At 75.6% G+C, this 13,713-nt stretch carries 13 protein-coding genes; 3 read left to right on the plus strand and 10 right to left on the minus strand.

Features of this window, described 5'->3' with window-relative positions; translation table 11 throughout:
- Both VER05_RS18790 and VER05_RS18795 read right to left on the minus strand, forming a co-directional pair.
- Nucleotides 1-450 (minus strand): ATP phosphoribosyltransferase regulatory subunit (locus VER05_RS18790; protein ID WP_414647658.1); only part of this gene is annotated, 450 nt, incomplete at its 3' end.
- Between the two features lie 5 nt (nucleotides 451-455).
- Complete coding sequence (locus VER05_RS18795) at nucleotides 456-1,178, minus strand: MBL fold metallo-hydrolase (protein WP_324846835.1); 723 nt, start codon at nucleotides 1,176-1,178, stop codon at nucleotides 456-458.
- A 166-nt stretch (nucleotides 1,179-1,344) separates the two neighbouring features.
- Between VER05_RS18795 and VER05_RS18800 the strand changes: the two genes are divergently transcribed.
- The 3 genes from VER05_RS18800 (at nucleotide 1,345) to VER05_RS18810 (ending at nucleotide 4,668) form a co-directional block, all read left to right on the plus strand.
- Nucleotides 1,345-2,130: a peptidylprolyl isomerase gene (locus VER05_RS18800; protein ID WP_324846836.1), complete on the plus strand. Its 786-nt coding sequence runs from the start codon at nucleotides 1,345-1,347 to the stop codon at nucleotides 2,128-2,130.
- Nucleotides 2,127-3,863, plus strand: a complete 1,737-nt coding sequence (locus tag VER05_RS18805) for a DUF349 domain-containing protein (RefSeq protein WP_324846837.1) — start codon at nucleotides 2,127-2,129, stop codon at nucleotides 3,861-3,863. Before VER05_RS18800 ends, VER05_RS18805 begins: the two co-directional genes overlap by 4 nt.
- Nucleotides 3,864-3,930: 67 nt before the next feature.
- The gene (locus tag VER05_RS18810; RefSeq protein ID WP_324846838.1) at nucleotides 3,931-4,668 is read left to right on the plus strand and encodes a hypothetical protein; all 738 of its coding nucleotides are present in this window, start codon (nucleotides 3,931-3,933) and stop codon (nucleotides 4,666-4,668) included.
- Here VER05_RS18810 and VER05_RS18815 read toward each other — a convergent pair.
- The 8 genes from VER05_RS18815 to ruvC form a co-directional block, all read right to left on the minus strand.
- Nucleotides 4,628-6,949: a bifunctional (p)ppGpp synthetase/guanosine-3',5'-bis(diphosphate) 3'-pyrophosphohydrolase gene (locus VER05_RS18815; protein ID WP_324846839.1), complete on the minus strand. Its 2,322-nt coding sequence runs from the start codon at nucleotides 6,947-6,949 to the stop codon at nucleotides 4,628-4,630. The genes VER05_RS18810 and VER05_RS18815 overlap by 41 nt on opposite strands.
- A 178-nt stretch (nucleotides 6,950-7,127) precedes the next feature.
- Nucleotides 7,128-7,697 (minus strand): adenine phosphoribosyltransferase, encoded by a 570-nt coding sequence (locus VER05_RS18820; RefSeq protein ID WP_324846841.1) that lies wholly within the window; start codon nucleotides 7,695-7,697, stop codon nucleotides 7,128-7,130.
- The gene (secF, locus tag VER05_RS18825; RefSeq protein WP_324846842.1) at nucleotides 7,694-8,800 is read right to left on the minus strand and encodes a protein translocase subunit SecF; all 1,107 of its coding nucleotides are present in this window, start codon (nucleotides 8,798-8,800) and stop codon (nucleotides 7,694-7,696) included. The genes VER05_RS18820 and secF overlap by 4 nt, the downstream gene beginning before the upstream one ends.
- Nucleotides 8,800-10,680: a protein translocase subunit SecD gene (gene secD, locus VER05_RS18830; protein WP_324846843.1), complete on the minus strand. Its 1,881-nt coding sequence runs from the start codon at nucleotides 10,678-10,680 to the stop codon at nucleotides 8,800-8,802. The genes secF and secD overlap by 1 nt, the downstream gene beginning before the upstream one ends.
- Before the next feature lie 102 nt (nucleotides 10,681-10,782).
- Nucleotides 10,783-11,202 carry a preprotein translocase subunit YajC gene (gene yajC / locus VER05_RS18835; protein ID WP_324846844.1) on the minus strand — a complete coding sequence of 140 codons (420 nt, stop codon included), beginning with the start codon at nucleotides 11,200-11,202 and terminating at the stop codon, nucleotides 10,783-10,785.
- Between the two features lie 131 nt (nucleotides 11,203-11,333).
- Nucleotides 11,334-12,389, minus strand: coding sequence for a Holliday junction branch migration DNA helicase RuvB (gene ruvB, locus VER05_RS18840; protein WP_324846845.1), 1,056 nt, complete (start codon nucleotides 12,387-12,389; stop codon nucleotides 11,334-11,336).
- A complete protein-coding gene (gene ruvA, locus VER05_RS18845; RefSeq protein WP_324846846.1) occupies nucleotides 12,382-13,002 on the minus strand; it encodes a Holliday junction branch migration protein RuvA in 621 nt (206 codons plus the stop codon). The genes ruvB and ruvA overlap by 8 nt, the downstream gene beginning before the upstream one ends.
- A 108-nt stretch (nucleotides 13,003-13,110) precedes the next feature.
- Nucleotides 13,111-13,683: a crossover junction endodeoxyribonuclease RuvC gene (gene ruvC, locus VER05_RS18850; protein ID WP_324846847.1), complete on the minus strand. Its 573-nt coding sequence runs from the start codon at nucleotides 13,681-13,683 to the stop codon at nucleotides 13,111-13,113.
- Between the last annotated feature and the right edge of the window lie 30 nt (nucleotides 13,684-13,713).

A 13,713-nucleotide genomic window follows, 5' to 3' on the forward strand; every position in this document is an offset into this window, starting at 1 on the left:
CGGCAGGTCGACCTCGTAGTGGTAGGGCAGGTCGCCCGCGCCGACGACGTCGATGTCCGCCTGCACGAACTCGCGGAACCGGCCGTCCTGGGGGCGCTCGCCGCGCCACACCTTCTGGATCTGGTAGCGCTGGAACGGGAACGCGAGGTGGCCGGCGTTCTCCAGCACGTACCGGGCGAACGGCACCGTGAGGTCGAAGTGCAGGCCGAGCTGGCCGGACCGGTCGGCCTCCGCGCCGTCCTCCTCCTGCAGCCGGCGCAGGACGTACACCTCCTTGGAGGTCTCGCCCTTGCGGAGCAGCTGGTCGAGCGGCTCGACCGCCCGGGTCTCGATGCCCGCGAAGCCGTGCAGCTCGAAGGTGCGCCGCAGGGTGTCGAGGACGTGCTGCTCGACCACGCGGCCGTCGGGGAGCCACTCGGGGAAACCGGACAGAGGAGTCGGACGTGCCATGCGGGTCAGTTTGCCAGGTACGGGTTGGTGGCCAGCTCCGCGTCCACCCGCGTGGCGGGCCCGTGGCCGGGCAGGACGTGCGTGCCGGGCGGCAGCGCGCCGACGACCTCGCGCAGGGTGGCGGCCATCGCGGCGGGGTCGCCGCCGGGCAGGTCGGTGCGGCCGACCGACCCCGCGAACAGCACGTCGCCGGTGAACGCGACCCGGTCGTCCCCCGCCGCGAGCAGGTAGAGCGTGGAGCCCTCGGTGTGGCCGGGGGCGTGCCGGGCGATGAGGGTCACCGACCCGAGCCGCAGCTCGACGTCGGGCGTGCGGTCGCCGTCGCCGTCGCCGAACGGCGCCACCAGCCCCGCGTCGACCCGCCCGAACGTCGCCGGGTCCAGCCCCGCCGCGCCGGCCGCGGACCGCAGCGCCGCCGCCACGCCCGGGTCGCCCGCCGCGCCGAGGCCCAGCGTCCCCAGCGGGTCGGCGAGCCGGTACGCGTCGCGGGCGTGCAGCCGCAGCGGCACGCCCGCCTCCGCGGCGAGGGCGCCGGCGTCCGCGACGTGGTCCGCGTGGCCGTGCGTGGCGACGACGCCCGCGACCCGCAGCCCGTGCTCCGCGAGGGTCCGCCGCACCGCGTCCGCGACGCCGCCGCCGGGGTCCACGACGACGCAGTCGCCGTCGTCCGCCGCGACGACGTAGCAGGCGGCGGCGAACACGGGGGCGGTGAGTCCGAGGATGCGCACGCCGCCACGCTAGCCGCGCCCGCGGCGGCCCCGGCCGACGCACGGCACGCGCGCACGGCGCGCGGGTCACCCGGTGGACCACCGGCTGCCTAGACTGTCCGGCGGGCGCGGGCGCTCCCGCGCCCACGCACGGGGGACCCGCCGACGTCGAGACCGAGGAGAGTGCGTGCCGTCCAGCAAGCGCGAGCGCGAGTACGAGCGCCGCCGGTACGAGAAGTGGCAGGAGCGCCAGGCGCAGAAGCACGCCCGGAAGCGCCGGCAGCAGATCATCGCCGGCGGGGTCGTCGGCGTGCTCGTGCTCGGCGTGGGCATCACCGCCGCGCTCCTCGCGACCGGCGGGGACGACGACGCCACGGCCGGCTCCGGCGCCACCGACGCCCCGACCGCCACGCAGACCACCGCCGCCGAGCGCCTCGGCAACGGCGGCGTGCTGCCCGACGCCGCGCTCGCCGAGGGCCGCACCTGGACCGGCACCATCACCACGAGCCAGGGCGACATCGCCGTCGAGCTCGACGGCGCCGCGGCCCCGCAGGCGGTCGCGAACTTCGTGACGCTCGCGCAGGAGGGCTACTTCGACGGCACCGACTGCCACCGGCTCACCACCAGCGGCATCTACGTGCTGCAGTGCGGCGACCCGACCGGCACGGGCACCGGCAGCCCCGGCTACGCGTTCGGCCCGATCGAGAACGCGCCCGCCGACGACGTCTACCCGGCCGGCACCATCGCGATGGCGCGCCAGGGCGGGAACGGCGAGTCGATGGGCAGCCAGTTCTTCCTCGTCTACGAGGACTCGACCATCCCGGCGGACGCCGCCGGGGGCTACACCGTGTTCGGCCGCATCACGTCGGGCCTCGACGTCGTGCAGGCAGTCGCTGACGCGGGCGTGAGCGGCGGTGCCACGGACGGCACCCCGGCCACCCCCGTCACCATCGAGGGAGTGGAGACCCAGTGACCGAGACGCCCGACGAGCAGCAGCGCGCCCAGGACAGCGACGAGGCCGCCGTGGCCACGACGCCCGGGGTCGGCGAGGCCGAGGTCCCCGCGACCGAGGCCCCCGCGGCCGGCGACGCCGAGGTCCCCGCGACCGCCGAGCAGGCCGAGCCCACCGCGGAGGAGGGCGCCCCCGCCGCGGAGCAGGTGCCCGCCGACGAGCAGGCCGCCCCCGCCGAGGAGGAGGCCGCCCCCGCAACCGCGGAGGAGTCCGCCCCCGAGCCCGAGGCCGCCGCGACCGAGGCGGAGCCCGAGACCGCCGCGGACCCGGCCCCCGCCGCCGCCACCCCGGCGACGGCCCCGCGGCCCAGCGCCCCCAAGCCCAGCGCCATGCGCCCCCGCCCGCGCCCGGCCGCCCCGTCGGCCCCGGCCGGCGAGACCCCGGCCGCCCCGGCGACCCCCGTGGTCCCGGTGCCCGTGGCCGACGACTCCGCCGAGGCGGCCGCCGCGGCCGGCTTCGGCCGGGTCGACGAGGAGGGCACCGTCTACGTCCGCGAGGCGGCCGGCGAGCGGGCCGTGGGCCAGTTCCCCGGCGCGTCCGCCGACGAGGCCCTGGCGCTGTACGTGCGCCGGTTCCTCGACCTGCAGGCCAAGGTCGCGCTGTTCGAGGCGCGGCTGACGGCGACCGACCTCGCGGTCAAGGAGATCGACCAGACGCTCGCGCGCCTGACCGAGGAGACCGCCGAGCCGGCGGCCGTGGGCGACCTGGACGGGCTGCGCGCCCGCCTGGACGGCCTGCGCGCCGCCGCGGCCGAGCGCCGCGCGGCGGTCGAGGCCGAGCGGGCCGCCGCCCGCCAGGCCGCGCTGGAGGCCCGCACGCAGATCGTCGAGCGAGCGGAGAAGATCGCCACGACCGACCCGGCGCGCATGCAGTGGCGCCCGGCGGGCGAGCAGCTCCGCGCCCTGCTCGAGGAGTGGAAGGAGGCGCAGCGCTCCGGCCCGCGCGTCGACCGCACCTCCGAGGAGGCGCTCTGGAAGCGGTTCAGCCACGCGCGCACGACGTTCGACCGGGAGCGGCGGCACTACTTCGCCGAGCTCGAGTCCCGCAACGCGGGCGCGAAGGCCACCAAGGAGGAGATCGTCCGCGAGGCCGAGCGCCTGTCCTCCAGCACCGAGTGGGGCCCGACCGCCGGGGCGTACCGCGACCTCATGGCGCGCTGGAAGGCCGCCGGCCGCGCGAGCCGCGCCGACGACGACGCCCTGTGGGCCCGGTTCCGCGCCGCGCAGGACACGTTCTTCCACGCCCGCGACGAGCTGAACGCCGCCACGGACCGGGAGTACGGCGCCAACCTCGAGGTCAAGGAGGCCCTGCTCGCCGAGGCCGAGACGATCGACCCGGCGAAGGGCCTCGGCCAGGCCAAGGCCGCGCTGCGCTCGATCCAGGACCGCTGGGAGGCGGCGGGCAAGGTCCCGCGCGGCGACATCCAGCGCGTCGAGGCCCGGCTGCGCGCCGTCGAGGCCAAGGTCCGCGACGCCGACCAGGCCGAGTGGCGCCGCACCAACCCCGAGACCCGCGCGCGGGCCGAGGGCGCGCTGGCGCAGCTGGAGAACGCGATCGCCCAGCTCGAGGCCGACCTGGCGAAGGCCCAGGCCGGCGGCGACGCCCGCAAGGTCGCCGAGGCGCAGGCCGCCCTCGACGCCCGCCGGTCCTGGCTGGAGCAGGTGCAGCGGGCCGCGGAGGAGTCGCGGGGCTGACGCCCGTCCACAGCCGGTGCCGGTCGCCCCTCGCCACGCGCGGGGGTCGACCGGCATCGTGCTTCCGGTGACCTCCCGCACCGCTCCCCTGCCCGCGGCCTCCCGCCCGGCTCCCCCACCCGCGGCCAGCCCGGCACGCGCCCTGCCCGCCCCGCGCACCGCCGCCCGGCTGCCGCCCTCGCCCCTGGTCCGGCCCGCCGACGTCGGCCCCGTCGCCTGGCACCTGCTGCTGCGCGACGGCCACCTCGTGCGCCTGCGCGGCGACGTCGCCCTGCCCGCGCGGGTCCGGGCCACCCCGGCGCTGCGCGCGGCCGCCCTGGCGCCGCTCGTCCCGCCGCGCTGCGCCGTCGCCCGCGCGGCGGCCGTGTGGGTGCACGTCGGCGGCGCCCCGCCCGCCCGGGTCGACGTCGTCGCGCCCAGCGGCGGGCGGGTGCCGGACCCGGCGCCCGGCCGGGCGGCGGCCGCCACGCCGCTCCCGGCCGCCGACGTCGTGCTGCTCGGCGGGGTCCGGGTGACGACGCCGCGGCGCACCGCCGTGGACCTGCTGAGCCACGACCCGCCGGAGCGCGCGCTGCCGCTCGTGGCCCGGCTGCGCGCGGCCGGGCTCGACCCGGCCCGGGTGCGCGCGGACGTCGCGACGGCCGTCGGCCGGCGCGGGGTGCGGGCCGCGGCCGCGCTGGTGCCCCGCCTCGCGCCGCCGCCCGACACGCCGGAGCCGCCCGGCACCGCCCGGCCGCCGCCCGCCGCCGAGCCGCCCGGCGGCGCTACGCCTCGACGACCGGCTGCTCCGCCTTCGCCCCGGTGATCCGGTAGACGTCGAACACGCCCTCCACCTTGCGCACCGCGGCCAGCACGGACGCGAGGTGGGACGGCTCGGCCATCTCGAACACGAACCGCGACATCGCGACCCGGTCCCGGGAGGTCGACACCGACGCCGACAGGATGTTGACGTGGTGGTCGGACAGCACGCGGGTGATGTCGGACAGCAGCCGGCTGCGGTCCAGCGCCTCGACCTGGATCTGCACCAGGAACAGCGCGGTGCTCCCCTGGCTCCACTCGACGTCGACCATCCGCTCCGGCTGGGCCCGCAGCGCGGTGACGTTGATGCAGTCGGACCGGTGCACGCTGACGCCCTGGCCGCGGGTGACGAACCCGATGATGTCGTCGCCCGGCACCGGGGTGCAGCACTTGGCGAGCTTCACCCAGATGTCGTCGACGCCCTTGACCACGACGCCGGGGTCGCCGGTGCGCACGCGGCGCGCGGTCTGGCCCGGGCGGGCGACCTCGGCGATGTCCTCCTCGGCGCCCGGCTCGCCGCCCATGGCGTGCACGAGCCGCTGCACGACCGTGGCCGCGGACACCTGGCCCTCGCCGATCGCGGCGTACAGGGCCGAGACGTCGGCGTACCGCATCTCGTTGGCGAGCGCGACGAGCGACTCGTGGGACAGCAGGCGCTGGATCGGCAGGTTCTGCTTGCGCATCGCCTTGGCGATGGCGTCCTTGCCGTGCTCGATCGCCTCCTCGCGCCGCTCCTTGGTGAACCACTGGCGGATCTTGTTGCGCGCGCGGGGGCTGGTGACGAACCCGAGCCAGTCGCGGGACGGACCGGCCGTCTCGGACTTCGAGGTGAACACCTCGATGACGTCGCCGTTCTCCAGCGTCGAGTCGAGCGGCACGAGCCGGCCGTTGACCCGGGCGCCCATCGTGCGGTGCCCGACCTCGGTGTGCACCGCGTACGCGAAGTCGACCGGGGTGGCCCCGGCGGGCAGCGCCATGACGTCGCCCTTGGGCGTGAAGACGTAGACCTCGCCGTCGGCGATCTCGAACCGCAGCGAGTCGAGGAACTCCGAGGGGTCCGCGGTCTCCTTCTGCCAGTCGACGAGCTGCCGCAGCCACGCCATGTCGTTGCCGTCGGCGTCGCCGCCCGCGCCCTTGGCGTTCTCCTTGTACTTCCAGTGCGCCGCGACGCCGTACTCCGCGCGCCGGTGCATGTCGTGCGTGCGGATCTGGATCTCGACCGGCTTGCCGCCGGGCCCGATCACGGTCGTGTGCAGCGACTGGTACAGGTTGAACTTGGGCATCGCGATGTAGTCCTTGAACCGGCCCGGGACCGGGTTCCACCGCGCGTGCAGCGCGCCCAGCGCCGCGTAGCAGTCCCGCACCGTGTCGACCAGGACGCGCACGCCCACCAGGTCGTAGATGTCGGCGAAGTCGCGGCCCCGCACGATCATCTTCTGGTAGATCGAGTAGTAGTGCTTCGGCCGGCCGGTGACCGTCGCCTTGATCTTCGCGCTGCGCAGGTCGGCGCCGACCTGCTCGCGGACCACGGCCAGGTACTCCTCGCGGGCCGGCGCGCGCTCGGCGACCAGGTGCACGATCTCGTCGTAGACCTTCGGGTAGAGGGTCTGGAACGAGAGGTCCTCGAGCTCCCACTTGATCGTGTTCATGCCGAGGCGGTGCGCCAGCGGCGCGTAGATCTCGAGCGTCTCGCGGGCCTTCTTCTCCGCCGACGCCGCGGGGACGAACTTCCAGGTCCGGGCGTTGTGCAGCCGGTCGGCGAGCTTGATGACCAGCACGCGGATGTCCTTGGACATGGCGACGACCATCTTGCGCACGGTCTCGGCCTGCGCGGCGTCGCCGTAGGTCACCTTGTCGAGCTTGGTGACGCCGTCGACCAGCATCGCGATCTCGGGCCCGTACTCGGTGCGGAGCTGGTCCAGCGAGTACGACGTGTCCTCGACGGTGTCGTGCAGCAGCGCCGCCGCGAGCGTCGGGGGCGTCATGCCCATCTCGGCGAGGATGGTGGCGACGGCGACCGGGTGCGTGATGTACGGGTCGCCGCTCTTGCGCAGCTGCCCGCGGTGCGCCGCCTCGGCCGTCACGTAGGCGCGCTCGATCAGGCTGAGGTCGGCCTTGGGGTGGTTGGTCCGGACGGCCTGCAGCAGCGGCTCGATCACCGGCGACTGCTGGGGCCCGCGGATCTGCCCGAACCTGGCCAGGCGCGACCGCACCCGGCTGGTGCTGCCCGTGGTCGCGGGCGCCTCCGGCCGTGCGTCGGGTCCTGCCGAGGTCCGTGGCTCCGCCATGCGCGCCCTCCCGCCGTGCCGGGTCGCGCCCGGCTGTCCGCCACCGCGCGGCCGGGGCGAGCCGGACACGCCGTCGATCCGCACGATTCTACGGCGTCACCGCGGTGCACCGCGTCACGGGCGCGCGCAGCACGACGCCGCCGGCACCCGTGGGGGTGACGGCGGCGCCGGCGGGGCCTCAGACGGCGAGCAGCGCGTCCACCTTCCGCCCCGCGAGCCGCGACCGGCCCGGCAGGAACGTGAGGTCCATCAGGAACGACAGGCCGACGACCTCGGCGCCGCACTCCTCCAGCAGCTCGACGGTCGCCTGCGCCGTGCCGCCCGTGGCGAGCACGTCGTCGACCACGAGCACCCGCGAGCCGGCGGGCACCGTGAACGGGTGCAGCTCGACCGAGGCCGCGCCGTACTCGAGCTCGTAGTCCCGGCGGGCGGTGGGCCCGGGGAGCTTGCCGGCCTTGCGCACCGGCAGGAAGCCGGCGCCGAGCGCCATCGCGACCGGGGCGGCGAGGATGAAGCCGCGCGCCTCCATGCCGGCCACCAGGTCGACCGGGCCCGGGACCCGCGCCGCCATCTCGCGCACGACTGCCTCGAAGGCCGGGCCGTCCGCGAGCAGCGGGGTGATGTCCTTGAACACCACGCCCGGGGTCGGGTAGTCGGGGACGCTGCGCACGAGCGCCTCGACCCGGTCGACGAGCGCCTGGCCCGTCAGCCCGAGGTCCCGCCCGCTCACGTCCTGCACGCCGCTCATCGCCGGCCCTTCTTCCTGCGCGGCTGCGCCGCGACTCCCTGGTGGCCGCCCGGGCGCACCTGGCCCGTGAACCGCGCGACCGCGACCGCCTCCGCGGGGGCGTCCTCGTCCAGCCCGCCCTCGGCGAGCCGCGCGCGGGCGGCCAGCACCTTCGCCGTGTGGTCGCGGATCGGCTGCTCGCGCAGGCGGAGCACGACCTCGAGCGGCGTGGCGAGGAAGATCGACGAGAACGCGCCGACGATCATGCCGACGAACAGCGCGAGCGCGATGTCGCGCAGCGTGCCGGCGCCGAGCACGAACGCCCCGATGAACAGGATGCCCGCGACCGGCAGCAGCGCCACGACCGAGGTGTTGATCGACCGGACAAGCGTCTGGTTGACCGCGAGGTTCGCGCGCTCCTCGTAGGTGGCGCGGGTCTGGTCGGTGATCCCGACGGTGTTCTCGCGGACCTTGTCGAACACCACGACGGTGTCGTAGATCGAGTAGCCGAGGATCGTGAGGAAGCCGATCACCGTCGCCGGCGTCACCTCCCAGCCGACCGCCGCGTACACGCCCGCCGTGATGACGATGTCGTGGAACAGCGCCACGATCGCGGCCACGGCCATCCGCCAGTTCCGGAAGTACACCGTCATGACGATGCTGACGAGGACGAGGAACACGACCAGCGAGGTCGCGGCCTTCTTCGAGACGTCCGCGCCCCAGGTCGGGCCGATGAACGCGCTCGCCACGTCGTCGTCGGTCACGTCGTACGCGTCCTCGAGCGCCGTGCGGACCTGGGTCACCTGGTCGTTGGTGAGCTCCGAGGTCTGGATGCGCAGCGTGGACGAGCCGACGTTGCTGACGCGCGGCACCTCCTCCGGCGCGATCGCGGTGACCGCGTCGATGGCGGGCTGCTGGTCCGTGGTGGACACGTTCGACACGGTGAACTGCGAACCGCCGCGGAACTCGATGCCCGGGTGCAGGCCCGGCTTGAACAGCAGGACCGCGGAGAGCAGCACGAGGATCCCGGAGATCAGGAACCAGGTGCGGCGGCGGCCGACGATGTCGTACGAGCGGCGGCCCGTGTACAGGTCGTTGCCCCACTGGGCGAAGTTGACGGCCATCAGGACTCGCTCCCCTCGGTGCGTCGCGCGGCGGGGGTGCTGCCGTCGGGTGCCTCGTCGGTGTCGGTGGTGCCGGGGCTCCCGGCGTCGTCGCCGTCGGCGGGCGCGGCGGTGCCGGCCTCCGCCTCGGCCTGCGCGGCGCGCGCGGCGGCGCGGCGCTCGGCGATCGTGCCGCCCGCGCCGACCGGCGCCGCGACGAGCGTCGAGGTCCGGGCGCCGAGGTCGGCGGGCTCCTCCGCGGGGGCGTCGGCCTCCGCGCGGCGGCCCGTGACGACGCGGCCGCGGCCGACGTAGCGGGTCGACTCGGGCGCGCCGAGCCGGCGCGGGTCCAGGCCGGACAGCGGGTGGCCGCTGCCGAAGAACCGGGTCCTCGCGATCAGCTTCATCACCGGGTGGGTGAAGGTGAACACGATGAGCAGGTCGAGCAGCGTCGTGAGGCCGAGCGTGAACGCGAACCCGCGCACCGAGCCGACGGCCAGGAAGTAGAGCACCACGGCGGCCAGGAAGTTCACCGCGTCGGACGCCAGGATCGTGCGGCGCGCGCGCTCCCAGGCGCGGTCGACGGCGGCGACCAGGGTCCGGCCCTCGCGCAGCTCGTCGCGGATGCGCTCGAAGTACACGATGAACGAGTCCGCGGTGATGCCGATGGCGACGATCAGACCGGCGACGCCTGGCAGCGAGAGGCGGTAGCCCTGCGTCCAGGACAGCAGGGTGATCACGCCGTAGGTGAGCACCGCGGCGATCACCAGCGACGCGACCGTCACCAGGCCGAGCGCGCGGTACTGGAACAGCGAGTAGATGACGACCAGGATCAGGCCGATGAGGCCCGCGATCAGGCCCTTCTCCAGCTGCTCGGAGCCGAGCGTCGCGGAGATCTGCTCCTCGCTCTGCACCTCGAAGCTCAGCGGCAGCGCGCCGAACTTCAGCTGGTTGGCCAGCGCGGTCGCGGAGTCCCGGGTGAACGAGCCGGAGATCTCCGCCTTGCCGTCCGAGATGACGACGCCCGGGTCGAGCGACGGGGCCGAGATGACCAGCCCGTCGAGCACGATCGCGAACTGGTTCTGCGGCGAGGACAGGCCCTGCAGCCGCTCGGTGACGTCCGCGAACTGGCGGGTGCCGGTGCGGTCGAACTCCAGGTTCACGGCCCACTCGTTCGTGACGGCGCCGGACTGGCTGACCCGCAGGCCCGAGCTGGCGTTCGCGATGTGCGAGCCCTCGACCTCGACCGGGCCGAGGATGTACTTGACCGTGCCGTCGGGGTCGCAGGTGACCATCGCCGCGTCGGCCGCGACCTGCTTGCCGCCCGTGAGGTTGGCCGGGTCGGTGCAGTCGAGGGCGTCGTACTCCGCCTGGACGGCCGGGGTGATGTAGTACTCGGCGTCGCTCGCGGAGTCCGGCGAGGCCTTCGTCGGCTCGTCCGAGGGCTCGGCCGCCGCGTCCGTCGCGCCGTCCGTCGGGCTGGCCGACGGGGTCGCCGTGGGCGTCGCGGCGCCGTAGGTGAGGACCGGCCGGAACTCCATCTGCGCGGAGGTGCGGACCAGGTCCAGCGTCTCCTCGCTCGGGCGGCCCGGGAGGGCCACGACGATGTTGGACCCGCCCTGGGAGCTGATCTCCGCCTCGGCGACGCCGGACGAGTCGACGCGCTGCCGGATGACCTCGATCGCCTGGGCGATGGTCTCCGAGGTGACGCGGGACTCGTCCTGGGCGACGGGCGCCAGGATCAGCTGGGTGCCGCCCTCGAGGTCGAGGGCGAGCTTGGGCGTCCAGGTCGCGTCCGACAGCTTGGTGCCGGCGAAGATCGCGCCGAACACGGCGACCGTGATCACGGCGAGCGTGAGCAGGATGCGCGCCGGGTGGCGGCGGCGTGTGGGTGGGGCCAACGGACCGTCTTCTCTCGTGCGCGCACCGCCCGCGGACGGCGGGCGGTGCGGATGAAGGGCGCCCCACCCCCGCGGCGTGCGGGGGGCGGGACGCCCGGTCGACTACTGCTGGGACTTCTTGCTGTCGGGGCCCTCGTCGTCGCGCGGCGGCTGCAGCGACGACAGGTCGTCCGGGACGTCGATCCGGCCCGGCGGGATGGCGCCGGGCTCGTCGCGCCACTCGGCGTCGTCGTCGGCGACCTCGTCGGTCTCCTCCTCGTCCGCCACCGGCGGCTCGACGAGGCGCGCGATCGCGGCCTTGATCCAGACGGACTGCTGGCCCGGCATCGACTCGAGGGTGACCTCGTCGCCGTCGACCTCGACGACCGTGCCGTACATGCCGGAGCCGGTCATCACCCGCTGGCCGGGCTGCAGGTTGTCGCGGAAGCTGAGCTGCTCCCGCTGCGCCTTGCGCTGGCGGCTGGACAGCAGCCACATCGCCCCGAGGCCGATGACGAGGATGATGAGGAAGGTCGGGTCCACGAAGAAACAGCTCCTGACTGCGTACGACGTCGGCCGCAGTCTAGGCGCCACGGCTCCGGGCTCCTAACGACCGCGGGGGCGCGCCGGTTCCCTGTGCGGGACCTGTTCGGGCAGCCGCGGCGCGCGGGGTCTCAGCCGAACAGCGTATCCGCCGGGGTCGGCGCCGACAGGCCCAGGTGCGCCCAGGCCTCCGGGGTCGCGACCCGGCCGCGCGGCGTGCGCCCGATCAGCCCCTCGCGCACCAGGAACGGCTCCGCGACGGTCTCGACGGTCTCGGGCTCCTCGCCCACCGCCACGGCCAGCGTGGTGAGCCCGACGGGTCCGCCGCCGAACCGGGTGCAGAGCGCGGTCAGCACCGACCGGTCGAGCCGGTCCAGGCCGCGGCGGTCCACCTCGTAGACCTCGAGCGCCGCGCGGGCGGCGTCGAGCGACAGCGTCCCGTCGCCGCGGACCTGCGCCCAGTCGCGGACGCGCCGCAGCAGCCGGTTGGCGATGCGCGGGGTGCCGCGGGACCGGGAGGCGATCTCCGCGGCCGCCTCGTGCGCGAGCGGCACGCCGAGCAGGCCGGCCGACCGGACCAGCACCCGCTCCAGCTCGTCGTCGGCGTAGAAGTCGAGGTGCCCGGTGAACCCGAACCGGTCGCGCAGCGGGGCGGGGAGCAGCCCGGCGCGGGTGGTGGCGCCGACGACGGTGAACGGCGGCAGCGCCAGCGGGATCGCGCTCGCGCCCGCGCCCTTGCCCACGACGACGTCGACCCGGAAGTCCTCCATCGCGACGTAGAGCAGCTCCTCGGCGGGCCGGGCGAGCCGGTGGATCTCGTCGATGAACAGCACCTCGTTCTCCTCCAGGGAGGAGAGGATCGCGGCGAGGTCGCCGGCGTGCTGGATCGCGGGGCCGCTGGTGACGCGCAGCGAGGTGCCGAGCTCGGCGGCGATGATCATGGCGAGCGTCGTCTTGCCGAGCCCGGGCGGGCCGGACAGCAGCACGTGGTCCGGGGCCCGGCCGCGGCCGAGCGCCGCCTGCAGCACCAGCGACAGCTGCTCGCGGACGACCTTCTGCCCGACGAACTCGTCGAGGTGCCGCGGGCGCAGCGCGGCCTCGGCGGCGCGCTCCAGGTCGTCGGCGCCCGGCCGGACGACGGAGCCGGCGGGGTCGAGGTCGACGCCCAGGTCCGCCTCGTCAGCCACGGCCGCCGCCCAGGGTGCGCAGCGCGGCGCGCAGCACGCCCGCGACCTCCGCCTCCCCCACCGGCTCGTCGCTGCCGTCCAGGACGGTGGCGACCGCGTCGGCGGCGGCCTTCTGGTTCCAGCCGAGGCCGACCAGCGCGTCGACCACCTGGTCGCGACGGTCCGCGGGACCCGCGGGGGCGGCGGCGCCGCCGGCGAGCGCGACCGGGGCCGGGGCGCCGAGGCGGTCCGCGAGCTCCAGCACGATCCGCTGCGCGCCCTTCTGCCCGATGCCCGGCACCCGCTTGAGGGCGGCCAGGTCCTCGGTGGCGACCGCGCGGCGCAGGCCGTCCGGGGTGTGCACGGCGAGCATCGCCAGCGCGAGCCGCGGCCCGACGCCGCTGACCTGCTGCAGCACCTCGAACACCTCGCGCTCGTCGTCGTCGGCGAACCCGAACAGCGTCAGCGACTCCTCGCGCACCACCAGCGAGGTGTGCAGCGTGGCGGTCGCCCCGACCCGCAGGCCCGCGAGCGTCGCCGGGGTCGCCTGCACGAGCATGCCGACGCCGCCGACCTCCACGACCGCGGCGTCCAGCCGCACGGCCTGCACCGTCCCGTGCACCGAGGCGATCACTCCGGCTCCTCCCAGTCCGAGGGGCGCGCGGCCGGGCGGCCGGGCGTCCGCCGTGCAGTCTGCCACGCGTGCGAACACGTGTACGAACGACACGCGGCCCCGCCGGGGTCAGCGGGACGGGACCCGGCGGGCCGCCTGCTCGGCCTGCGCCCAGGCGCGCTGCGCCGCGGTCATCGACCCGGGCGCGCGCTGCGGGGCGCCGACCGCGCCGGCCGGGCGCCACAGGTGGCAGATCGCCAGGGCCAGCGCGTCCGCGGCGTCCGCGGGGCGCGGCAGCTCGTCCAGGGACAGCAGCCGCTGCACCATCGTCTGCACCTGCGGCTTGTCCGCGCGGCCGCTGCCGGTGACCGCCGCCTTCACCTCGGACGGCGTGTGCATGGCGACGGGGATCCGCCGGCGCGCCGCCGCGAGCATCGCGATGCCGGCGACCTGGGCCGTGCCCATCACCGTGCTGACGTTGTGCTGGGCGAACACCCGCTCGACGGCCAGTGCGTCGGGGGCGTGCTCCTCGAGCCACTCGTCGATCGTCGCGGCGATGACGAGCAGGCGCTGGTCGATGTCGGCGGACGGCGGGCTCTGCGCGACCCCGACGGCCACCATCCGCACCTTCCGGCCGGGCAACCCGTCCACCACGCCCAGCCCGCAGCGGGTCAGGCCGGGGTCCACACCGAGTACGCGCACGCCCCCATCCTCCCAGCCGCGTTCAGTGGA

It is taken from the genome of Cellulomonas sp. (genome assembly GCF_035634735.1).
In the GTDB taxonomy this organism is placed as follows: domain Bacteria; phylum Actinomycetota; class Actinomycetes; order Actinomycetales; family Cellulomonadaceae; genus Cellulomonas.

Bases quoted from the DNA above. Each gene is read 5' to 3' on its own strand.
- VER05_RS18815 (WP_324846839.1), bottom strand. From the start codon at position 6,949: ATGGCGGAGCCACGGACCTCGGCAGGACCCGACGCACGGCCGGAGGCG.
- VER05_RS18820 (WP_324846841.1), bottom strand. From the start codon at position 7,697: ATGAGCGGCGTGCAGGACGTGAGCGGGCGGGACCTCGGGCTGACGGGC.
- secF (WP_324846842.1), bottom strand. From the start codon at position 8,800: ATGGCCGTCAACTTCGCCCAGTGGGGCAACGACCTGTACACGGGCCGC.